16 protein-coding genes are annotated in these 21,618 nt (G+C 72.1%); 6 read left to right on the top strand and 10 right to left on the bottom strand.

Annotation, left to right across the window (positions count from 1 at the left end):
* Positions 1 to 61: 61 nt before the first annotated feature.
* Positions 62 to 544 (bottom strand): rhodanese-like domain-containing protein, encoded by a 483-nt coding sequence (locus WAB15_RS36675; protein ID WP_407288943.1) that lies wholly within the window; start codon positions 542 to 544, stop codon positions 62 to 64.
* Positions 545 to 638: 94 nt separating this feature from the next.
* Between WAB15_RS36675 and WAB15_RS36670 the strand changes: the two genes are divergently transcribed.
* Positions 639 to 1,085, top strand: coding sequence for an Lrp/AsnC family transcriptional regulator (locus WAB15_RS36670; RefSeq protein ID WP_384435717.1), 447 nt, complete (start codon positions 639 to 641; stop codon positions 1,083 to 1,085).
* A 33-nt stretch (positions 1,086 to 1,118) separates the two neighbouring features.
* Here the strand turns inward: WAB15_RS36670 and WAB15_RS36665 are convergent, their stop codons facing one another.
* The 4 genes from WAB15_RS36665 to WAB15_RS36650 all read right to left on the bottom strand — a co-directional run bounded on the left by WAB15_RS36665 (position 1,119) and on the right by WAB15_RS36650 (position 7,032).
* Positions 1,119 to 4,271 carry an AAA family ATPase gene (locus WAB15_RS36665; protein ID WP_407288942.1) on the bottom strand — a complete coding sequence of 1,051 codons (3,153 nt, stop codon included), beginning with the start codon at positions 4,269 to 4,271 and terminating at the stop codon, positions 1,119 to 1,121.
* Positions 4,268 to 5,434 carry an exonuclease SbcCD subunit D gene (locus tag WAB15_RS36660; protein WP_407288941.1) on the bottom strand — a complete coding sequence of 389 codons (1,167 nt, stop codon included), beginning with the start codon at positions 5,432 to 5,434 and terminating at the stop codon, positions 4,268 to 4,270. The genes WAB15_RS36665 and WAB15_RS36660 overlap by 4 nt, the downstream gene beginning before the upstream one ends.
* 242 nt (positions 5,435 to 5,676) lie before the next feature.
* Positions 5,677 to 6,474: a hypothetical protein gene (locus tag WAB15_RS36655; RefSeq protein ID WP_399147292.1), complete on the bottom strand. Its 798-nt coding sequence runs from the start codon at positions 6,472 to 6,474 to the stop codon at positions 5,677 to 5,679.
* A gap of 198 nt (positions 6,475 to 6,672) precedes the next feature.
* Positions 6,673 to 7,032 (bottom strand): hypothetical protein, encoded by a 360-nt coding sequence (locus tag WAB15_RS36650; protein ID WP_399147293.1) that lies wholly within the window; start codon positions 7,030 to 7,032, stop codon positions 6,673 to 6,675.
* Positions 7,033 to 7,431: 399 nt separating this feature from the next.
* On the opposite strand from WAB15_RS36650, the gene WAB15_RS36645 reads away from it, so the two are divergent.
* Positions 7,432 to 9,015, top strand: a complete 1,584-nt coding sequence (locus tag WAB15_RS36645; RefSeq protein WP_407288940.1) for an alpha/beta hydrolase — start codon at positions 7,432 to 7,434, stop codon at positions 9,013 to 9,015.
* 139 nt (positions 9,016 to 9,154) lie between these two features.
* On the opposite strand, the gene WAB15_RS36640 is transcribed toward WAB15_RS36645, so the two are convergent.
* A complete protein-coding gene (locus WAB15_RS36640; RefSeq protein ID WP_407288939.1) occupies positions 9,155 to 10,183 on the bottom strand; it encodes an SMP-30/gluconolactonase/LRE family protein in 1,029 nt (342 codons plus the stop codon).
* A gap of 238 nt (positions 10,184 to 10,421) precedes the next feature.
* On the opposite strand from WAB15_RS36640, the gene WAB15_RS36635 reads away from it, so the two are divergent.
* Entirely contained in the window at positions 10,422 to 10,862 is a 441-nt protein-coding gene (locus WAB15_RS36635) for a MarR family winged helix-turn-helix transcriptional regulator (RefSeq protein ID WP_399147296.1), read from the top strand.
* A 547-nt stretch (positions 10,863 to 11,409) separates the two neighbouring features.
* Here WAB15_RS36635 and WAB15_RS36630 read toward each other — a convergent pair.
* From WAB15_RS36630 to WAB15_RS36620, 3 genes are all read right to left on the bottom strand, one after another.
* Complete coding sequence (locus tag WAB15_RS36630; protein ID WP_407288938.1) at positions 11,410 to 12,426, bottom strand: hypothetical protein; 1,017 nt, start codon at positions 12,424 to 12,426, stop codon at positions 11,410 to 11,412.
* A gap of 405 nt (positions 12,427 to 12,831) precedes the next feature.
* Positions 12,832 to 14,154, bottom strand: a complete 1,323-nt coding sequence (locus WAB15_RS36625; RefSeq protein ID WP_407288937.1) for an MFS transporter — start codon at positions 14,152 to 14,154, stop codon at positions 12,832 to 12,834.
* A 96-nt stretch (positions 14,155 to 14,250) separates the two neighbouring features.
* Positions 14,251 to 15,654: a M20 family metallopeptidase gene (locus WAB15_RS36620; RefSeq protein WP_407288936.1), complete on the bottom strand. Its 1,404-nt coding sequence runs from the start codon at positions 15,652 to 15,654 to the stop codon at positions 14,251 to 14,253.
* Between the two features lie 175 nt (positions 15,655 to 15,829).
* On the opposite strand from WAB15_RS36620, the gene WAB15_RS36615 reads away from it, so the two are divergent.
* Positions 15,830 to 16,738 (top strand): LysR family transcriptional regulator, encoded by a 909-nt coding sequence (locus WAB15_RS36615; RefSeq protein WP_399147300.1) that lies wholly within the window; start codon positions 15,830 to 15,832, stop codon positions 16,736 to 16,738.
* A 109-nt stretch (positions 16,739 to 16,847) separates the two neighbouring features.
* On the opposite strand, the gene WAB15_RS36610 is transcribed toward WAB15_RS36615, so the two are convergent.
* Complete coding sequence (locus WAB15_RS36610) at positions 16,848 to 18,536, bottom strand: mycolysin (RefSeq protein WP_407288935.1); 1,689 nt, start codon at positions 18,534 to 18,536, stop codon at positions 16,848 to 16,850.
* A gap of 540 nt (positions 18,537 to 19,076) precedes the next feature.
* Between WAB15_RS36610 and WAB15_RS36605 the strand changes: the two genes are divergently transcribed.
* Positions 19,077 to 20,834, top strand: coding sequence for a sensor histidine kinase (locus WAB15_RS36605; protein WP_407288934.1), 1,758 nt, complete (start codon positions 19,077 to 19,079; stop codon positions 20,832 to 20,834).
* Positions 20,827 to 21,525 carry a response regulator gene (locus WAB15_RS36600; protein WP_407288933.1) on the top strand — a complete coding sequence of 233 codons (699 nt, stop codon included), beginning with the start codon at positions 20,827 to 20,829 and terminating at the stop codon, positions 21,523 to 21,525. Before WAB15_RS36605 ends, WAB15_RS36600 begins: the two co-directional genes overlap by 8 nt.
* Positions 21,526 to 21,618: the final 93 nt, after the last annotated feature.

The following is a 21,618-nucleotide window of genomic DNA, read 5'->3' as shown; positions in this document are numbered from 1 at the left end:
GCCCGCGGAGTTGACGGCCTCGACGGTGAGGCGGCAGGGGGTGGCTGCAGAGTCGGGAGGCTCAGCAGCCGCAGTCCTCGGCCCCGACCGGTGCCGTCAGCGGGTCGGCCGGGCGGCGTTCCGTGCCCTGCCAGGTCTCGACCTCGTACCCCTCGCGGATCCAGTACTCGATGCCGCCGAGCATCTCCTTGACGCGGTAGCCGAGCCGCGCCAGCGCCAGCGCGGCGCGGGTGGCGCCGTCGCACCCGGGGCCCCAGCAGTACACGACGACCGGGACCGCCGGGTCCAGCAGCTTCCCCGCGTCCTCGGCGATGCGGGCGGTGGGCAGATGTACCGCGCCGGGGACGTGCCCCTGGTCCCAGGCCGCGGGGCTGCGGGAGTCGAGGACGACGAAATCGGCGGCGCCGGCCGCGAGCGCGCCATGGACGTCGGCGACGTCGGTGTGGAAGGCGAGGCGGGCGGCGAAGTACGCGGCGGCGTCGGCGGGCGCGGCCGGCGGGGTGGCGAGTACGGCGCTGGTGGGCTGCGGCTTCTGTGTGATCATGACCGTTAATCTATGGTTCGCCGCTCCGGCCGGAAAGCGATGATCACCGGCAGAACCCTTGATCTGCCGGTGATTCCACTGCTAGACAGCCCGGATGACCGGTTATTCCCCTGACGCCACCGACTGGCGCATCCTCGACGTCCTGCAGCACAACGGCCGCGCGGGCTACGCCGAGCTGGCCCGCGCCGTGAGCATGTCCGCCAGCGCGGTCACCGAACGGGTCCGCCGCCTGGAGGAGGCCGGGGTGATCTCGGGATACGCGGCGGTGATCGACCCGGAGCGGATCGGGCTGCCGGTCCTGGCCTTCGTCCGGCTGCGGTATCCGAACGGCAATTACAAGCCGTTCCACGATCTGCTGGAGACCACGCCCGAGATCCTGGAGGCGCACCACGTCACGGGCGACGACTGCTTCGTCCTCAAGGTCGCCGCCCGCTCCATGCGGCACCTGGAGGAGGTGTCGGGCCGGATCGGCGCGCTCGGCTCGGTGACGACCAGCGTCGTCTACTCCTCACCGCTCCCCCGCCGCCCGGTCAGCCAGTGACGGGCGGCCCACCGCCGTCCGCCACGGGCCGGCTCAGCCGGGCACCCGGTGGCGGACCGTGGAGCCCGACCGGGCCTTGACGACCTCCAGCTGGGCCGGGATGCGCGTCTTGAGGTCCGCGACATGGCTGACGATGCCGACGCTGCGGTCGCGTTCGCGCAGCGAGTCCAGGACGTCCAGCACCTCGTCGAGAGTCTGCTCGTCCAGGCTGCCGAAGCCCTCGTCGATGAAGAGGGTGTCCAGCCGGGTGCCACCGGCCTCGTCGGTGACGACATCGGCGAGGCCGAGCGCCAGGGCGAGCGAGGCGAAGAAGGTCTCGCCGCCGGAGAGACTGGCGGTGTCGCGCTCATGGCCGGTCCAGGCGTCGATGACGTGCAGGCCGAGGCCCGATCGGCGCGCGCCGCCGGCGCGTTCGTCGGAGTGGACGAGGGTGTAGCGGCCGGCCGACATCCGGTGCAGCCGCGCGCTGGCGGCGGCCGCGACCTGTTCGAGCCGCGCGGCCAGGACGTACGACTCCAGGCGCATCCGGCGCTCGTTCTCGGCGGAGGTGCCCGAGGCGAGCGCCGCGAGCCGGGCGATGCGGTCGTGATCGGCGCGCAGCGGGGCCAGTCGGCGGGCGTCGGCCTCCGCGCGGGCAGAGAGCCGGTCGAGTTCGGCGCTGCGTTCCCGGGCCGTCGCCAGGGCCGTCGAGGCGCTGCGCAGCCGCGCGGCGGCGTCCTGGTGCGCCGCCTGCGCGGCGTCCGGGGCGGCGGGCGGCAGCTCGGCGGCGGCGCGGGCCGCGGGGTCCGCCAGCTCGGCCTCCACGGCGGCCGTTTCGCGCTGCCAGTCGTCGAGCCGCTGCTGCAGCGCGCGCCACTCCTCGTCCCGTAGCAGCGCTTCGGCGGCGGCCTGCGGGGTGTCGAATCCGGCCCGGAAGGCGGCGTCCGACGCGCCGGCATCGGCTTCCTTGATCCGCTCGGCGCAGGAACGCGCCGTACCGGACGCCTCCGCCGCGGCGGCGAGCAGCGCCACCTGCCGCTCCAGCCGCCCGGCCCGCTCGGTGACGCTGGCGCACTCGCCCCGGGCCCGGGTCAGCTCCTCGTCGAGGGCGGTCCGCTCGCGCTCCAGCGCCTCACGGTGGGAGGTACGGGCGGCCGCCCGGCGCTCGGCCTGCTGCTGCTCGGTCCGGCGCCGCTCGTACTCCCGCTCGGCGCGTCCGAGCGCCTCGCGGGCGGCGTGCAGGTCTGCGCCGCGCGCATGGTCGCGGGCGTGCTCGGCGCGCAACTCCTCGGCCTGTGCGGCCAGTTCGGCGGTCGGGGTGTCGCCCGCCGCGGCGGTCGCGGCGGCCAGTGCCTCGTTGACGGACCGGCCGTGCGCCTCCGCCTGCTGCCGGGTGTCCTCGGCCCGGCGGTGGGCCGCCAGCGCGGCCTCCTCGGCCGCCCGGTCGACATGGCCGGCGCCCGCCCGGGCCGGCCGGGGGTGCTCGGTCGCGCCGCACACCGCGCACGCCCGGCCCTGGCTGAGCTGCTCCGCGAGCTCGGCGGCGATGCCACGCAACCGCCGGTCCTTGAGGTCGAGCCAGTGCTCATGGGCGGCCGCGGACCGCTCCCTGGCGGCGAGCAGCTCCCTGTCCGCGGCGGCCGCCTCGTCGCGGAGCCGGTCGCGTCGGCGGGCCGCGGCGAGCCGTTCGGCGGCCGGTTCGATCCGGGCGCCGAGCTGTTCGGCCCGGGTCGCGGCCTCCTGAGCGGTCTCGATGCGCTGCTGGTGGGCGCGCCGGGCACCGTCCCAGGAGGCGAGCCATTCGGCGGCGTCCAGCAGCGTCTGCTCGTCGGCGCGCGCCTCACGGTCGAGGGCGGACCGCTCCTGGGCGATGTCCTCGGCCCGGCGCTCGGCCCGGCGAGCCGCCGTGAGGGCCCCCAGCTCCTCCCGCAACGTCCGTTCCATTGCGGCGAGTTGGTCGGGGCCGGCGTCCGCGAGGTCGGGCGGCAGCGGGGCCCGGCGCTCGCGCTCGGCGCGCTGTGCCGCGTCCAGGTCGCGCCAGGCGGCGTCGCGCAGCGCGAGCGCGGGCGCGACCTCGGCGGCCGCGCGGGCCCGTGCCAGCCGGTCGCGGGTGCGCTCCCCCTCCTCGGCGTACACGTCGAGCCGGGCGGCCCGGCGCCGGGCGTCGGCGTACCGCTGCTGGAGCCGGTCGCGCTCGCGGGCCTGCTCCAGCCGCCGGGCCGCCGACTGCTCGGCGGCCTCGGCGGCACCTGCCGCGGCCTGGGCGACGGTCAGCCGCTCCCGTGCGCCTACCCGGGCGACGGCGGCCCTGACCAGCACCGCGTCCGCGAATCCCGGGTCCCCGGGGCCGGGTGCGGGCGAGTCCTGCGCGGCCGCGGCGGCCGGCCGGCCGCGCCCGCCGCGCCGGGCGGCACCGGTCTGCGCCGGTACGGCCGCGGTCGCCGCCGGGGCCCGGCCCTGCGCCGGCACCGGCAGGGCGGCCAGGTCGGCGAGCCCGCTCAGCTCGTTGAGGTCCGCGCTCTCCCCGGCCGCCTGCGCCATCCGGTGCGCCAGCGCCAGCAGCCGCTCGTCGCCGGCCGCGACCTGGTCGGCCGCGCTCTTGCGGCGCGCGTTGAGCTGCTCTTCGAGCGCGGCGAACCGCCGGGTGTCGAAGAGCCGTCCCAGCAGCCGGGCCCGGGCTTCCGCGTCGGCCCGCAGGAAGCGCGCGAAGTCCCCCTGCGGCAGCAGTACAACCTGGCAGAACTGCTCCTTGCTCATGCCGAGCAGCTGCCCGATCTCCTCGCCGATCTCCTGATGGGAGCGGCTCAGCGCCTTCCACTGCCCCTCGGCCCCGGTGCCGGCGGGCACGAACTCCCGCAGCCTGCTCTGCGCCTTCTCCTTCGTCGTGCCGCTGCCCCGCTTCTTGGGACGCGGCTGCTCGGGCAGCCGGGTGATCTCCAACCGCCGTTCGCCCACGGTCAGTTCGAGGGTGACCTCGGTGAGGGTCGGCGGGTCCGCCAGGTCGCTGCGCAGCGCCTGGCCGCCCTGTCGCGCCCCGGGCACCGAGCCGTAGAGCGCGAAGCACACCGCGTCCAGGACCGAGGTCTTGCCCGCGCCCGTCGGCCCGTGCAGCAGGAACAGGCCGTCGCGGGTGAGCCGGTCGAAGTCGATGGTCTGGGTACCGCCGAACGGCCCGAAGGCGGTGACGGTGAGCCGGTGCAGCCTCATCGGGCCACCTCGGCGACCATGTCGTCGACGCGCACCTCGTCGATCGCCGAGCGCAGTTCGGCCCGCTCGTGCTCGTCGGCGCCGCGGCCGGACCGTACGTGCTCCACGAAGTCCTCGGCGATCTCCTGGTCGCTGCGGCCGCGCAGCCGCTGCGCGTACGACGCCAGCGAGCGGTCGGGCCCCTCGTCGGGGTCGAAGACGAGGCTGACGAGGTGCCCGAAGCGCTTGGCGAGACGCGCCATCGGCTCGTGGGGGCGGGCGGAGTCCGTGAGCGTCGCCTCCACCCAGGAGTCCTCGTGCCGGGCCAGCGCCGGATCGTCCAGCAGCCGCTCCAGCGGTCCGCGGATCCGGGCCAGCGGACGTGGCACCGGAGCGTCCACCCGCTCCGCGCGCACGGCGCCGTCCGCGTCGAGGTCGACGAGCCAGGACGACTTGCGGTGGTCGGCCTCGGAGAAGGAGTACGCGAGCGGCGATCCGGAGTAGCGGACCCGTTCGGTGAGGGTCTGGCAGCCGTGCAGATGCCCGAGCGCGGCGTAGTCGACGCCGTCGAACACCGCCGCGGGCACGGAGGCCACCCCGCCGACGGTGATATCGCGCTCGCTGTCGCTGACCGTGCCGCCGGTGACGAAGGCGTGCGCGAGGACCACCGAGCGGGTCCCCGCGGGGCGGTCCGCCAGATCGGCCCGGACGCGGTCCATGGCCGCGCCGAGCACCGCGGCGTGGTCGGCCCGGGGCGCGCCGAGGGCGTCGCGCACCATGGCGGGTTCGAGATACGGCAGTCCGTAGAGCGCCACCGGGCCATGCGCGTCGGTGAGGAGCACGGGCGTGCCGCAGCCGACGGGATCGGTGCGCAGATGGATACCGGCCCGCTCCATCAGTCCGGCGCCGACGCCCAGGCGGCGGGCGGAGTCGTGGTTGCCGGAGATCATGACGGTGGGCACGCCCAGCTCCGCGAGCCGGTGCAGCGCCTCGTCGAAGAGCTCGACGGCGGCGAGCGGCGGCACGGCCCGGTCGTAGACATCGCCCGCGACCAGCACCGCTTCGACGCCCCGGGCCCGCACCGTCTCGACGAGGTGGTCGAGGTAGGCGCGCTGGGCGCCGAGCAGGTTCACACGGTGGAAGGACCGCCCCAAATGCCAGTCGGAAGTGTGCAGAAGCCTCACGACACCGCTCCGACCTGCATGTTCTCCCTCTCCGTTGGCTTCGAGTCAGCACCGAACCGGCACGAGTCTACGAGTCGTCACGAGTCACGTGGGTCGTGGCAAACACCCCGTCCGTCACGGGCCTCATTCTCGCACCCGCGCCTGGAGCCAAGTGACCGTAGCGCTACTGGCAAAGCGGAGATGACCAGGTGCTCACCGTCGCCCAGACCGAGCCAGCCGGGCAGCAGGTCGAGGCTGCGGGTCTACCGAGGCGACGACAGGACCTGGATCACGTCGCGCAGCGGCTCCGGAGATGTCGAGAACTCACCCAGGAAGGGATACGACAGTTCCGTGACGAGGAACAGGTTGGCGGCTACGAGGACGCTGACCGCCCCGACCATCCCGTAGTGGATCAGGGCACGCTCGGAGCCGAAAACGACGGAGAACCCGAGGATCAGTCCACTGGTCAAGAGGACCGCCATCCACAACGACGAGGGCGGACCGATGTTGGTGCGCGCCTGGAGCAGCCGTTCCGTGCGTGCGCCGCTCATTTCCCTCAACGACGACAGCGAGCTGGCGAGAAAGGCGCGCTGGGCGTCGTTGCGGGGCCTGATGGTCCCGTAGGTGCTGTGCAGGCGGTCCAGTGCCTGCTCGGCCTCGGGCGCGGTACGGCCGGCCGCGGCGCCGTACCACTCGGCCTCCGCCGCGCGCCCGTACGCCAACAAGCCCTGCCGGATCCGTGCACCCTCTTCCTTGCCGAACACCTCGAGGCCCCTGGCCATCTGCACCGCCATCGCGCCCTCGGTCCGCGTCGTCTGGTCCGCCGTGTTCACCTGGCCCCAGAGCGCCAGGACGATGAAGCCGACGAGGAACCCGTAGACGACCGCGACCACGGGGAACAGGAACGTCGCGATCTCGTTCTGCTCACCCCGCCTGAGGCCGGGGAAACGGTGCCGAACCCACGCCTGGACGGCTGCCGTCCCGCCTGCGACACCGACGACGAGCCCTACCAGCAGCAACCAGGAAGGCACGTGGATCACGATCCAGCGAGTCACGGTCACTGACTCACAGTAACATCAGTCATACCAGGAGTAGTGGTCGGGTCAGGGCGCCGGACCGGCCCACAAGGCCGCTTGCCCCTCTGCGCTGACGCGGTCCACGGTGGGCGTGCCGCGGCGGGAGGTGACCGGAGCCGGGGCTCGGTGCCGCGCCCATCCCCTCCCTCCGTTCCCGCCGTGGACCGCGGCGCCGGCGGAGGCTCAGCAGGTGACGACCTTGCCGTAGGAGCCCCTCCCCCAGTGCCAGGTCCAGGCCTCGCCGTTCTGGTAGGTCAGACACCGCGAGTCGGGCCCCCAGTCGATGACCACCTTCAGATGCATGGCCCGGCCACAGTCGTTCCCCACCGTCACCTTCTTCTCGTGCTTGATGACGTCCCGCCGGACACAGGCCGGGGCGGTGCCCAGGATGCCCGCGCCCTCCGTGGCCTCGGTGGCGGTGCGGTCGCCGGGACCCACCTGTGCGGGCGCGGCCACCGCGGACCCGGCCGGCAGGGCGAGCCCACCGCCGAGCGCCGCCGCGGCGGCGGCCAGTGCGAGACGCTTACGGAGCGCGTTCCTCATGACGCGGAGTCCTTTCCTCTGGTGCTCTGGCGTTCCCTGATGTGAGGGAGGGCGGCGGGCCACGCCGCCCGAGCTACGCCATCGAGCGTGCGAGTCAGACCACCGCGATGGCCATCCCCGCCGTCGAACTGCCGCACTCCTGGGACGACCCACCCGCTGACCAGCGCGAACAGCCTCAGCCGGGACGCCGACGTGGGACGCCGCGGGACCATCCGCTCCATCCGGTCCGCCGTGCCCCACCCAGCTCTTGCCACTGCCGGCCCCCCCCCGGTTGATCGCGCTGCGCGTTTGCCCGACGGCGCCGCGTATACCTCACACCACGACTGTGACGGAGCCGATAGCGGGCTGGTCTCGCCCAGGCGCATGCTTCCCAGGGAGAGCGAGAGAGCGAGAACGGTGATGCCCATCCCCCGCAAGTCCATACCCCTGACCGCCGGTGCGGCACTGGCAGCCGCCACGCTGGTGGTGACGGTCTGCGGTGTCGGCGGCGTCGCCGCGTCCCAGCCCGACGACGTCAAGGGCATGAAGACGTCCGTCCCGGCGCTGCCCGCGCACTTCGCGCAGCAGAAGGTCCAGTGGACGGCCTGTGGCGCGGACGTCACCCCCGACGCAGCGCCCGGCGCGCAGTGCGGCTGGGTGAAGGTACCCGTCGACTACGCCGCCCCGAACGGGGAGACCGTCAAGCTGCGGGTGTCGCGGGTTCCGGCCAAGGACCACGGTCGTCGGTTGGGGTCACTGCTCTTCAACCCCGGCGGGCCGGGCGCGGGCGGTGCGGCCGACGTGGCCAACGGGAACTGGCAGGCCGGCGGACAGGCTCGCGCCCGCTACGACCTGGTCGGCTTCGACCCACGAGGCATAGCCGGTTCCGGGCAGATCAAGTGTCCCGACGGCGTGGCGCAGGGGCCCGAGAACCCGCCGCGCACCGTACCGGAGGCGGAGAAGACGTACGCCGATGCGACCAGGCGTGCCCAGGCCTGCCGGAAGGCGAGCGGCGCCGTCCTCGCGCACATGGACAGCGTGAGCGTCGCACGCGACCTGGATGTACTGCGTACGGTCCTGGGGGACGCCAAGTTGAACTACACCGGCGTCTCCTACGGCACCTTCATCGGCCAGCAGTACATGAAGCTGTTCCCCGGCAAGGTGGGCCGGATGGTGCTCGACGGTGTCGTCAACCCCGCCGCCGACATGCGGCAGGTCGCCCGGCTCGACGTCAAGACCGCCGATGACGCGATGCGGCGATACGCCCAGGACCTCGTCACCCGCGGAGACGACCGCCTGGGAGCCACGGCCGGGGAGATTCTGCGGAGGCTCACCGAACTCGGCCGGAAACTGGAGCGGGAGCCGCTGCGCGGGACCGACGGCGAGGAATTCACCGACGCCACCTTGTCCGCGTATCTGGCGACGGCCGTGACGGCCGAGGAGAGCTGGAAGGACCTGACCAAGGCGCTGGTGGCCGCCCTGAAGGGGGACGCGGCCGCCTTCGAGCGCCTTGGGGCCGAGATGACCGGCGAGAGCGGTGGTCAGAAGCTGACACCGCAGGAGGAGCAGGCCGAGGAGAACGTGTCCTTGAGCATGCCGGCGGTCTTGTGCCTGGACTCCCCGTCCGCGCCGAAGTCCCCGAAGGAGATGCTCGACACCGCCGACGCGTTCGCCAGGCAGTCGCCGCTCTTCGGACGCTACTACGCCTGGCAGATGATCGACTGCGCGACGTGGCCGATCGCCCCCACCGGTGCGGTCGAGCCGATCAAGGCATCCGGGGCGGCACCGGTGCTGCTGGTGTCGTACACCGACGATCCACTGACTCCGCTGGCGAACGCGCGGGCGGTGCACCGACAGTTGGACAACAGCTCGCTGCTGGTACGCAAGGGCCAGGGACACGGGGCGTACGCCGCGGAGGACCCGTCCACGTGCACCGACCGTGCCGTCGACACGTATCTCGTCGAGGGAAGGCTGCCCGACCAGGCCGCCGACTGCCCGCGCTGACATGTGACGGCCGGCCGAACCGCAGGCCGAGGCCGTCCTTCTCCGACCAGGCGGTGATCCGTTCGGCCAGGGTGGCTCGGTCGGCTGCGGGGCGCACCACCTTGAACGGCGAGAACCGGCGTTTTGAGCCGTACCGACGTCAGATCCCGTCCACGGCCGCGACGGAGAACGGTGTCTGCGGGGTGCCGGGGCCCATGGGGCCGCCCTTGTCGAACTGGGAGCGGACCACCAGGGTGCGGCCGTGCTGCCGTACGAGGGTGGTGGGGACCTGGAGGGCGGCGTCGGTGACCTGACGCTCCATACGGGCGGCGGTGCCGTCGGCGAGGAGGCGCCAACGGCTCACCGTGTTCCGGGTGTTGTGAGCCGCCCACAGGGTGCCGTGGCGCAGATCGAGCCCGTCGGCCAGGAGCATGCTGCCGCCGTGGAGGGCGAGGCGCCGAATGGCGCCGGAGGAGAGCCCGATGCGGTAGAGATCGCCGCCGTTCGAGTCGACCACCAGCAAGAAGCGGCCGGCGGGGTCGGCGACGATGCCGTTGAGGGTGTAGCCGTCGGGGGCGTGCGGGGAGAGGACGCCGGAGAGGTCGGCGTACCGGGTGAGCGTGCCGCGGCCCGTGCCCGCCGTGACGCGCGCGAGCCGGTCCGGGGTGACACGGTAGATCACGGCGCGGGCGCTGTCGGTGAGGTAGGCGCTGCCGTCCGGGGCGATGGCCAGGTCGTTGACGAAGGTCCGGGCGTCGCCGGGGACGGCAAAGCGGGCGAGGAGGAGGTGCCGGCGCAGGTCGTACACGGCGACGCCGGCGGTGGAGTCGATCACCCACAGGCGCCCCGCTCGGTCCACCTTCAGGCCGTTGGCCGTGTGGCGGCCGTCCGCACCGGCGGGCAGGAAGACCTTCGCGGCGCGGTGGCCGGGGGTGATCCGGTAGACGGCCCCGCTGGCGTACGAGCCCACGTAGAGGTCTCCGGTCCGCCGGTCCTCGGCGATGCCTTCCGGGTAGGCGCGGTCGTCAGGCAGGTCGTGGACGGCGTGGACCCGGGGGTGGGGGCCGCTCCGGGGGCCGTGCCCCGCCGCGTCGGCCACGGCACCTGAGGTCGCGGTGGCCGGCACGGCGGTGGTGAGTGTGAGGGTGAGCGCGGCGAGGGCGGTGAGGCGGCGTCGCAGGCGAGGCATCGTGGGCCTTTCTCCTGGGACCGACGGAGCGTCGGCGGCTGTGTGGTGAGGGCCGTCGGTGGCGTGCAGCGGATCGCGGATCGTGGGCCACCGGCGGCTGAGCGCCACCATAGGTTAGAGCTCTAATAGTCGTCAATGAACTAACTAAAGCTAGGGAGCTAATGATGAGTAGTGGGCTCATCTCGTCGGGGCGCACGCGCCATCGCTGCCTGTCCGGCCGGCTCGTTACGATGCGGGGATGACCTCCATGCCCGCCGACGAGCGTCTCGGATCGCATATCAAGCGCGCCGAACAGGCCCTCAATGCGACCAAGTACGCGGTGCTCAGACCGGCCGGCCTGACCGTCGCGCAGTACGCCGCGCTGCTGTTCCTCACGGAGCAGCCGGGGATCTCGGCCGCGGCGCTGGCCAGGGCGTGCGGGGTCACGCCCCCGACCATGAACACCGTGCTGAAGAACCTCCAGGAGCGCGGGCTGATCGAACGCACTCCGCACCAATGGCACAAGAACGTCCTGGAGACCCGCCTCACCGACGAGGGCAGAACGGTCATGGCCGACGCGGACGCCCGCGCCATCCGGGTCGAGCGGGCCCTCGCGGCGGAGTTCAGCGACGCGGAGCGGGAATCGCTCGTCGCGCTCCTGGGCCGGTGCGTGGATCTCCTGGAGTCCGTCCGGCCCTAGATCCCGTCGTCACGCACCCCCCTCACCGCTTCCGCGCCGGTCGCCCCCGTGTCTTTCCAGTCGCCAAGTCGCTTACAGGGAAGCCGCGCTGTTCCACTGGCCCTCCTCGTCTTCGCCCGTGTGACACCCGTAGTGCGCAGCACGTTTCGTTGTTTCGGGAAAATCGAAATGATCTAGGGGATGGCCGTGCCGGTGCTCGCCACCCTTGCCCGCGTCCGCGTACGCCCCAGAACGTCCCCGCTGTGTACTGCTGAGACAACCAGGTACCGGCGTGGAAGGGAGCGTGAGCGCCTTCGGCCCGTAGCCTCCGTCGGTCGCGACTGCCACGACGGCGGATTCACCCCGGCAGATCATCGGAGCGGGGTGCGGCTCCAGGAACCGCACCCCGCGCGTCAGCGGCTCGCTGCTCACCGAACTCGGCGCAGGGCCGATGTACGTCGGCCCTGCCCTCGTCGGGTATCAGTGCGGATCCGACACCGCACTCTGCGGGTCGCCCCTCCGGGGCATCTCGGATGTGCCGGTGGCCGCACCGGGCTGGGCCGGCCTGCTACGCGGCGGTGAGCCGCTTGACCCAGGTGACCGAGCTGCTGCTGCCAGGGGCCTGGATGAAGACCCGTGCGGGAATGGCCACGACGTGCTCCTGGTTGCTGCTGTCAAGGTCGCGGACGACGATGTAGCCGGTGTAGGTGGCGCCGTTGGCCCGGCCCTCCAGATATCCCTTGTTGCCCTGCGGCACGCTGATCTCGACGTCCGACTCCCGGGTGTTCTGGACCTTGGTGGTGGAGGTGGAGCTGTAGCTGTAGGTGAAGCTGGCCTCGCCGCCGACCGAGGCGCCGTCGCCGCTGATCGTCGGCGTGATCTTGCCGCCCACCTGCCAGCCTTCGGTCGTGCTCTGCTCGTCGGCGACGGACGCCGTGACCTTGTAGGTGAGCTTGCCCTCGCCCGTGAGACCGTCACTGGCGCCCCGCTGCGGGTACTTCTCGTCGACCTTCCCGACGAACATGCAGGGCGCCGCCTGGCCGTAGGACGGGCTCTGCGAGTCGGTGTTGGTCATGTTGCAGTACTGCTCGGCGCTCTGCCCGCCGGACAGCGCGTTGTCCTTGGTGTTCTGGCGGATCTCGGTGCCGCCGGGCTTGGTCGCATCGGACCATCCGTCGGCCAGGTGCTTGGCGCTCTCCCGCAGTGGAGCGGAGTGCTTCTCGTCGGCGGCGTACTGCGTCGCCGCCGTCTGGGCGTCCTTGACGGCCTGTTCGGGGTCGTACTTGCTCTGCACGTCCGCCAGGGTGAACACCTTGACGTTGCCGTCCTTGTCCTTGTCCAGCCCGGCCGGATAACCCATGGAGGATTCCGAGGCGTTGACCGGATCGGTCTTCTCCATCGCGGCGAGGACATCCTGGTCGGACTCGTAGGTGCCATCGGCGACCTTCGCAGGCTGACCGTCGTCGGCGAAGGCGGGGGTGCCGATCAGGGATATGCCGGTGAGGAACGCGGTGGCGAGTGCCCCGGCCACCACACTGCTCTTGCGCCGGCCCGAAACGAGCTCGGTCTGCAGTTGCGTTGACACACGGTCTCCTATCAGTTGGGCATCGGCCGCTTGGGGCCGCGCCGATTCGTGGGGGGAGTGCGGCGCACCGGGTTCGACGCAGCTCGCCAGGCCTGATTCCTGATTCCCAGAGCGGGAAGCCCAGGGCCTGTCGATATGTGCGGTGAAACAACGGAGTTGGCGTTCCGAATGGGGTGGTCGCGGCAAGAACCTAGAAAGCTACTATTGCGTTCATCCGTAACATTTGTAACAGCCGTTGCTCATTCGCACCGCGGGTCGCATATGCGGGCTGCGCCATGCGTCGCCTTCAGGCGTCGGTCATACGTGGGTTGACCCGGCGTCACGCAGTTCCGGTCGCGGTGCCGGATCCGCGCGAGCCATGGAGACTGGGCGGATTCCTTCGGGCACCCACCTGCGAAGGACCGCTCAGCGGATACCGCGGATCCGGTACCCGCCCACCAGTGCGGCGATGCTCAGGGCCCCGACGGCCATCAGGTAGTAGCTCGGTGAGACGGCGGAGCCGGTCGCCGTGACCAGTGCCGCGGCGATGGTGGGGGTGAAGCCGCCGAAGAGGGCGACCGTGGTGTTGTAGCTGAACGCGAGCCCGGTCGCGCGGGCCTCCACCGGGAAGACGTCGGACATCACCGATGGCAGCGCGCCGAAGTACGCCGCTTTCAGGAGGCCGAGCACCGTCATGCACAGCGCGAGCACCGGGAAGGACGGTGCCTTGGTGAGCCAGAGGAACAACGGGAGGGCGCTCAGGCCGATGAGGGCGGCGGCCGGCACCATGATCCGCAGCCGCCCGAAGCGGTCGGCGAGCAGACCCACGACCGGAGTACCGAAGGTGAGGATGACGCCGGTGATGAGCAGGGCGGTGAACGACAGCGAGTCGTCCAGGCCGAGTTCCTTGATCGCGAAGGTGGGCAGGTACTGCAGGGTGTAGTTGAGGGCGGTGGAGACCATCAGTGCCCCGCCGGCGATCAGGAGGCCGCTCCAGTGGCGGCGGAACACCGAGCGGACCGGTGAAGACGTCTCCCCGCGCTCCCGCACCGTCGCCGGTCGCTGCGCCATTGCGGGCGACTCCTCGACACAGCGGCGTATGACGTAGCCGGCCGGGCCGACCAGGAGGCCGAAGACGAACGGTATCCGCCAGCCCCAGGCCGTCATCTGGGCGTCGGACAGCGTCGCGGTCAGGCCCGTGGCGAATACGGAGGCCATCACGGTGGCGAGCCCCTGGCTGGCGAACTGGAAGCTGCCGAAGAAGCCCTTGCGCCGGCTGTCCTGCTCGACCAGGAAGGAAGTGGCGGCGCCGAATTCGCCACCGGCCGCGAAGCCCTGGATCAGCCGCGCAAGCACGATGCCGAGCGGCGCGAGGAACCCGAGCGTGGCGTAGCCGGGCATGAACGCCATCAGCGCGGTGCCGAGCACCATCAGCCGGATCGACAGCATCAGCGCCTTCTTGCGCCCCCGCCGGTCGGCGTACGAGCCGAGCAGCAGGCCGCCGACCGGGCGGACGAGATAGGTGATGCCGAACACGACGTAGGTCTGGATGAGCTGGATGCCGGGGTTGTCGTCGGGGAAGAAGGTCTCGCCGATGTACGTCGCCATCAGGGCGTACAGGGCGAGGTCGAAGAACTCCAGGGCGTTGCCGATCGTCGCCGCCGCTATCGCGCGCTTGGCGGGCGCGCGTCTCGGGGGCGTGGCCGGGGTCGTCCCCGGCCGGGTGGGTTGAGGGGAGGCTTCGGTCATCGCGGATCCTTCCGGCGGGCGCCGGGCTGACGGTCATCAGGCCGAGCGGGGTACGGGGAGCGGGAGGTGGCCGGGGCACGTACGGGGAGTGGAGGGTCAGCCGTTGCGTGGGGGGAGCGGGAGGCCGGCCGGGGCGTGGCCGAGGGCGTGGAAGAGCGTGGCCGCCAGCACGATGCCCTCGCGGGCGATCGTGCCGAGCAGGTGCTCGTCGGGCGCGTGCTGCAGGCAGCCGGGGTAGGAGTGCGGCAGCCACAGGGTGGGCAGGCCGAGGATGTCGGTGAAGACGTGGTTGGGCAGTGAACCGCCGATGTTGGGCAGGACGGCGACAGCGCTGCCGGTGACCTGCTCCAGCGTGGCTTTGGCCCAGCGCACCCACGGGTCGTCGAGCGGCGTACGGCTGGCGGGAAAGCTGTTGTGGAGGGTCACGTCGACCATCGGGTAGCCGTGGGCGGCGAGGTGCTCGGTAATGGCTTCCCGCACCCGGCCCACCTCGGTGCCGGCGACGTACCGCAGCTGCAGCAGAGCCCGGGCCCGGCCGGGGATCGCGTTGACCGGGCGGTCGATGTCGGCCGAGCCGAGCGAGAGGACCTCAAGGGTGTTCCAGCCGTAGAGCCGCTCGGCGAGGGTCAGGCCGGGCTCGCCCCACCCCTCGTCGGGGCCCGGGTCGCCGGAACCGCCCCCGACCGCGACGCCGGTGAGCGCCTCCCGCACCTGATCCGGGAGGCCGGGCGGCAGCAGTGCGGGGACTTGGATGCGGCCGTGCCCGTCGACCAGGCTCGCGATGGCGCCGGCCAGGGTGGTGGCGGGATTGCGCAGGACGCCGCCCCAGTTGCCGGAGTGGTACGAGTCCGGCCGCAGATCGACGTCGAGCACAAGCCTGACGCCCCCGCGCGCCCCGAGGAAGAGCGTCGGTGTCGTGGCGTCCAGGCGCGGCCCGTCCGAGGCGATCAGGACGTCGGCGCGTAGCTCCTCGCGGTGCGCGGCGGCGAAGGTGGCAAGGCCCGGTGAGCCGATCTCCTCACCGGTCTCGAACAGGAAGGTCAGGTTGAAGCCGAGCGACCCCTGCTCGGCCAGCAGCAGCCGCAGCGCCGCGAGGTTGACCAGGTGCTGTCCCTTGTTGTCGGCCGCCCCGCGGCCGTACCACCGGTCGCCGTCGGCGGTCAGGGTCCATGGGTCACGACCGTTGCTCCACTTGCCTGCGTGGCCGTCCACCACGTCGGCGTGCCCGTAACACAGCAGCGTCGGGAGCTCGGGGGACTCGACGCGGGTGCCGACGAGGAACGGGCCGCCGGAGGAGTCCGGGTTGGCGTATTGGGCTACGGAACATCCGAGGTCGGTCAGCGCGGGAGCGAGCACCTCCTCCAGGTATGCCTTAACGGCAAGGTAACTTTGCGGTCGGGCGCTCTCCGTCGGATACGCGACCATGGTGCCCAGATCGGCGAAGAAGGCGCCGGAGTCGACGTACTCCTCGGCCCGCCGGACGAGATTTTCGGGGATCACTGGCGATTGCTCCTGAGCGTGGTGCAGGTACGGGTGCACGGCACGCGCCGTGTTGACTCAGCAGCGTAAGGGCGCCTCTCCACCCTGACTATTGCCGTTTGTGCTGGCCGGCGTTCTCATTTCGGCAAACCGGCGTCCGTGTCAGACGGCACGCCGTCCAGTCCCAGGAGGTCCTATGCAGCTCATGCCGGTGAGCCTGGCGTACTTTCTCGAAGTCGCCCGTACGGGGGCGGTGAGTGAGGCCGCCCAGAGCCTGCGGGTCGCCCCCTCGGCGATCAGCCGGCAGATCGCCAAGCTCGAATCCGGGGTCGGCGTCCCTCTGTTCGTCCGGCATCCGCGCGGGATGACCCTGACGGACGCCGGGTCGCGCCTGCTGGCCCATGCCCGCCGCAGCGAGGCCGAGTCCTCCGCGCTCCTCACCGAACTGCGCACGGGCAGCGGCGCGGACGCCCGCAACGTCACCGTGGCCTGTTCGGAGGGATTCGCACGCCGCCTCATCCCACGCGCGATGGCGGCCTTCCGGCGCGACCACCCGGACGTGACGTTCCAACTCGACCGCGTGCCCCACCAGGAGGCGACCCGCAGGGTCGCCGAGGGAATCGCCGACATCGCCGCCACCTACGCGATGGGCCCGCGGCATGACGTGCGGGTGGAGTGCTCCGTCGCGGTGCCGATGGCCGCCATCGTCCCACCCGGCCATCGACTCGCCGGCCGGGAACGGGTCGGCCTGGCCGAAGTGTGCGAGCACCCGCTCGCCCTGGCCCCGGCCGGAACCACCCAGCGCGACCTCTTCGACATCGGCGTGCAACTGGAGGACCTGGCCGTCCGGCCGGCGTTGGTCTGCGACGCCATGGCGACGAAGTACGAGTTCGTCCGCTCCGGCGGCGGCATCGCGCTCGTCGGCAACCTGGGCGCCCCGGACCCGGTCGACGAAGGCGTCGTCTACGTACCGCTCGACCACCCGGTCTTCCGCCGCCGCGAGGCCCAGGTGCAGACGATGCTCGGCCGTCGACTCCCCTGGGCGGCAACCCAGTTCACCGGGTTGCTGGTCTCACTGCTGCACTCCTCAGGACCCGCGTCCTGACCGTCCGGGGTCTCGTCCTGCCGCCGCCTGGCCGGTACACCCTTACGCGCATGGACCGGGCCGACGGTCGGCCCGGTCCATGGCGCTGTCCCGCTGACAGCAGTCGGTATCAGTACTGGATGGTGTGGTTGTAGAGGATGTTCCGGGCCGTCGAACCGCTGTCCAGGCCGTAGTCGGGCCGGTCGGTGACGAAGTACTCGCGGAAGCTGGACTGCCTGGTCTTGGTCATCATGGTGTTGCTCTTCAGCCAGCCGCCGTCGACCTGGGACCACAGGTCGACCAGCGCGGTGGCGACGCGGGCCTCGCAGGCGTCGCCCGGGTCGATGCCGGTCGTGGAGCGGTCGTTGGCGAGGTTCTGGGAGCTGCCGTTGCCCCAGTAGTAGGTGGTGTCGTTGAACGTGTGGAACGCCACCGCGTTGGCGAAGCCCTCGGTCCAGCCGCAGCTGGTGGAGGAGGTGCGGCTGACGTAGTGGGGCGAGCAGTTGCTCACGTTCGGCCACCAGCCCTTGTAGAGCTTGCCCATGAGAGCGTGGCCCGCCTCGTGGACGACGGTGTGCTCGGCGTCGGGGTCGTTGTCCGCGAGGTGGATCTTGTCCTCGTTGACGGTCCAGTAGGTGCCGTCGGTGGAGCCGGGGTACCACTGGACGGTGATCGGCGTGCAGTGGCCGTCCTGCTGGCTTCCGGACCAGCAGTTGTTGGTGGAACCGCGGTTCCACCAGAGCTTGTTGAGGGTGTCGAGGGCGTGCCAGGCACGACTCTGCCCGTCATTGGCGTACACGTTGCCCAGGCTGGTGCTGCCCGAGACGTTGTCCTGCGAGTAGGTGGCGGTGGTGTAGGGGCGGCCGTTGCCGTCGACCACGGACCACGACTGGCCCGCTCGGGTCTGAAACTCCACCCAGACCTTGGAGGTGACGGAGGTGGTGGGGGTGTAGCAGAGGTTGAAGCTGCCGTTGTTGTTGCCGGTCATCCCCGTGGCGAGCTTCTGCGTACCGCTGTTGGCGGTGGGCCGGCCCCACAGGGTGACGTTGGCGTTGTGGACCGGCTCGTCCCGGTTGGCCTTGCCGTTCCAGCTGCCGCCCTCGGAGGACTGGAAACGGTTGCGGTAGGTGCCGCTGATGCAGATCTGACCGTCAGCCCTGGCCGGGCCGGCGGCGCGCGGGGCGGCCGGGCCGGAGGCGGCCGGGGCGGGGGCGGGCGCCTTGGGAGCGACCGGGCGTGCCTTGCGAGTGCCGGGCGCGGGATGGTGGACCGGGGCCGGGCGGGCCTTGGTGACCGACATGCCCTTGTCGGAGGAGCCGTTGGTCTTGCCGACGGTGAGCTCGACCGAGTCGTGTCCGGCGCGGCGCGGGTCGGGGTGGTCGATGTCGCTGATGTCCGCCTGGATCTGGGCGGGCCCGGCGGCGACCGCCTTGACCTTGAGCTTGACCGTCCGGGTGCCGGGGGTGAGGGCAAGCGTGCGGCTGGTGCGCTGGCCGAAGGTGTCCGTGGTGGGCGCGGCGAGGCCGGCGCCTGCGCCGTCGGATATCCGGAGTGCGGGCGGCAGTTGGAGGGACAGTCCGGCGCGCTTGACGTCGGTCTGCGCCTTGACGTCCACGGTGAGGGTGGCCTGCTCGCCGACGGCGGGGAGGTGGTCGAGGGAAGCCGTGACGCCGAGACAGCTCAGCGGTGCCTCGGAGTTCTTCTCCGCAGGGCGGATCGTGCAGGTGCCCGCCGGTGCGGGGCTGCCGGCCTGAGGGGAGCCACCCGCGAACGCGGACGGCACCACGACGGCTGCCAGGCAGACGCCCGCGCCTGCCATGGCGGTCAGAGCGGCAGATCTGGGAACCCGTTTCCGGGACCGTATTCGGGACATGGGCATGCCTTCCTGCGGCGTGCACAGCCGACTTCGGCGCACGCCGACAAAGCGTGAGGGGGGTAAGGCACCAACCCTGGGCGCTACGGCCGGCCATCAAGCATTGGCCATAGCTGCACCGTGGGTGACGGTGGCCGGAACGATATACCTCACGGCTCGCACATGTCACTGCCATCGGAGAAGAGAACGAGGCACGGGATGCGCGGGGTTGGCAGATGCCGGCTGCCGCCGGACTCATCCGACCGCAGCGCGACGTACGGAGAACTCCTGCGCGTCGATGCCGGCGAGCTGAGGCGATCTGCCCTTGCAGCACGGCCCGTTGACGGTCGGCGATGCCCGTTGCCTGGGACCTGCCAGCGCCACTTCACCACCGCAGACACCTGGTGGGCCGGGCGGGGCCGCCGGCCGTGCCTCTGCCTTCCGGTAGAGGGAGCGTCGTCCGTAGGTCGCAGGGGGGCGGCCCAGGTGGGACCCATAATCGGCGGTATGTCGTCCAGTGCTCCGCCAGCCTCCGCGCCCCGTCCGGCCGCCCGGGGCCCCTTCGCCGGGCCCGGAGAGGAGGGGCCGCGGTTGCGGCGGGCGGCGGGGGAGGCGGTCCTCGCCGGGCTGTTGGTGCTGCTCGCCTACGTGGCGCTGGACTGGTACCGGGGTGTCCCGTCGATGCTCGGCATGACGCTCGACGGCGGGGTCATGGTGGTGCTGGCGCTCGCCGGAACCGGGCTGGTGCTGGTGCGGCGCCGGTTTCCGGCGGGGAGTGTGCTGGGGCTGTCCGCGCTGATGGGCCTGTTCCCTGCCACGGGGCTGCTGACCGCGGTGGCCGCCTACACCGCGGCCCGGCAGACCGAGGCGCGGCGGCGGCGTGCCACCCTGCTGCTCGCGGGCCTTGCACTGGCCCCGCTGGTCTGCTTCGCGTCGGCGCCCGTCACCGGGCTGGGCGGCAGGCCGTACGGGCTGGTGCTGGGTGCGGTGCTGGCTGCGACCACGGTCCTGGTGCCGGGCTTGGTAGGCACCGCGGGTGGGCAGCAGGATCGGCTGGTGCGGGCGTTGCGGGAGCGTACGGCCGCCGCCGAGGAGGCACGGCGGCTGGCCGACAGTGTGGCGCGGATGCATGAGCGCTCGCGTATCGCGGCGGAGATGCACGACCTGGTCGGGCACCGGCTCAGTCTGATCTCGCTGCACGCGGGTGGCCTGGAGATGGCCCTGCGGGCGCAGTCCCCCGAGTTGCGGGAGGAGGCGGCGCTGGTGCGCTGCGCCACCCGCGATGCGATGCGGGAACTGCGCGAGGCGCTGGGGGTGTTGGGCCCGCTGGGGCGGGACACCGGAACCGACGCGCTGACCGACGCGACCGGCACCCGCGCGGACATCGAGGCGCTGGTGGCGGAGTCACGCAGCGGCGGCATCCCCGTCGAGTTCTCCTGGGAGGGGGACGATCTGGATGCGCGGCCGGCCCGCGTGCGGCGGGCGGCGCACCGCGTGGTGCGCGAGACGCTCACCAACGTCCACCGGTACGCGACCGGGGCCCAGGTGACCGTCGCCGTCACCCACACCGGGCAGCGGGTGGAGATCCAGGTGCGCAACGGCGCTCCGCCCGTGCCGCCCGCCGCCTCCACCGGACTCGGCTCCGGGCGCGGGCTGACCGGTCTGCGGGAGCGGGTGGCCCTGCTCGGCGGCACCTTCGAGGCGGGCGGGAGACCGGGCGGCGGATTCAGCGTGACGGCCGGTATCCCCGCCGACCCGGCGGACACCGCGGGCTCGGCTCCCGGGGCGCGGGCTGCGGACGCGGCTCCAGCAGAGGAAGGGCCGTCGGGCACCGGCGACCAGCCCAAGCCGAGCCGGCGGCTGGGGCACTTTCAGCGGGGCCTGACGAGCACGGCCACCGGGCTGCTGGGCCTGGTGGGTGTGGGGGCGATGATGCTGTTCGGGGTCGTCTTGGTGGACAAGGCGAAGCCCACCCCCGCTTACCACCCCTTCGAGCCCCGGGTGGGGATGACGTGGGAGCAGCTGCGACGCGTGGGGATCTCCGACTACGACGTGACGCGTGCGGCCGCCGCCGGTCGGGAGCCGCGGCGCCCTCGGTCCGCCACGGACTGCATGTACCCGTGGGTGGACGACACGGCCAAAGGCGGGCGGCTTCAGATCGTCCGTTACTGTTTCCGCTCCGACGTCGTGATCTCGATCGACCGTTTCACCGTGCCTGTAGTCACCGAACCGCAACCGCCACGTGGGAGTCGCGCACATGACTGACCGGGCCGACACCGCGGATGCCACCGCCGGCTCCGCGATCCGGGTGTTGCTCGCCGACGACGAGCAGATGATCCGGCACGGCGTCCACCTGATCCTCCGGCACGCCGAGGGCATCGAGGTGGTGGGCGAGGCCGCCAACGGGGCCGAGGCCCTGCGGCTCACCGCCGAGCACCGGCCCGATGTCGTACTGCTCGACATCCGCATGCCGGTCCTCGACGGGCTCGCCGCCATCGACCGGCTCCTCATGCTCGACCCCGTGCCACAGGTCGTCATGCTCACCACCTTCGGTGACGAGGAGAACGTCCTGCGGGCCCTGGTGGCCGGGGCCACCGGCTTCCTGCTCAAGGACGAGGGGCCGGAAGAGTTGATCAGGGCGGTACGGGCGGCGGCCGCCGGGGACGCGGTCCTCTCCCCCGGTGTCACCGGGACCGTCATCCAGAGGATGCTGAGCGGTGGCGCAGCCGGTGGCGGGTCCGCCGCACCGGACCAGCGGCTGGCCGGCCTGACGGCCCGGGAGCGCGAGGTGCTGGCCATGCTGGGGGAAGGGCTGTCCAATCTGGAGATCGGCAAGCGGCTGGGCATCGGGGTCGGAACGGTCAAGACCCACGTCCGATCCATCCTGGAGAAGACGGGCTCGGACAGCCGGGTACAGGCCGCACTGCTCGCGCACCAGACGGGCCTGGTGAGCTGACGAGTGGGCGCGCCCGGACCGCGGAGTCTTCCTTTGGGCAGAGGCGCTCTGTTCCTCGGGACATAGGACCGGCCGAGGGCTCTGCCGTTGGGC

This window comes from Streptomyces sirii, assembly GCF_045690365.1.
Lineage (GTDB): Bacteria > Actinomycetota > Actinomycetes > Streptomycetales > Streptomycetaceae > Streptomyces > Streptomyces sirii.
The sequence above is the reverse complement of the archived record's forward strand: the minus strand, read 5'-3'. Positions and strand labels throughout refer to the sequence as shown.

Bases quoted from the DNA above. Each gene is read 5' to 3' on its own strand.
- WAB15_RS36675 (WP_407288943.1), bottom strand. From the start codon at position 544: ATGATCACACAGAAGCCGCAGCCCACCAGCGCCGTACTCGCCACCCCG.
- WAB15_RS36670 (WP_384435717.1), top strand. From the start codon at position 639: ATGACCGGTTATTCCCCTGACGCCACCGACTGGCGCATCCTCGACGTC.
- WAB15_RS36665 (WP_407288942.1), bottom strand. From the start codon at position 4,271: ATGAGGCTGCACCGGCTCACCGTCACCGCCTTCGGGCCGTTCGGCGGT.
- WAB15_RS36650 (WP_399147293.1), bottom strand. From the start codon at position 7,032: ATGAGGAACGCGCTCCGTAAGCGTCTCGCACTGGCCGCCGCCGCGGCG.
- WAB15_RS36645 (WP_407288940.1), top strand. From the start codon at position 7,432: ATGCCCATCCCCCGCAAGTCCATACCCCTGACCGCCGGTGCGGCACTG.
- WAB15_RS36640 (WP_407288939.1), bottom strand. From the start codon at position 10,183: ATGCCTCGCCTGCGACGCCGCCTCACCGCCCTCGCCGCGCTCACCCTC.
- WAB15_RS36635 (WP_399147296.1), top strand. From the start codon at position 10,422: ATGACCTCCATGCCCGCCGACGAGCGTCTCGGATCGCATATCAAGCGC.
- WAB15_RS36625 (WP_407288937.1), bottom strand. From the start codon at position 14,154: ATGACCGAAGCCTCCCCTCAACCCACCCGGCCGGGGACGACCCCGGCC.
- WAB15_RS36615 (WP_399147300.1), top strand. From the start codon at position 15,830: ATGCAGCTCATGCCGGTGAGCCTGGCGTACTTTCTCGAAGTCGCCCGT.
- WAB15_RS36610 (WP_407288935.1), bottom strand. From the start codon at position 18,536: ATGGCAGGCGCGGGCGTCTGCCTGGCAGCCGTCGTGGTGCCGTCCGCG.
- WAB15_RS36605 (WP_407288934.1), top strand. From the start codon at position 19,077: ATGTCGTCCAGTGCTCCGCCAGCCTCCGCGCCCCGTCCGGCCGCCCGG.
- WAB15_RS36600 (WP_407288933.1), top strand. From the start codon at position 20,827: ATGACTGACCGGGCCGACACCGCGGATGCCACCGCCGGCTCCGCGATC.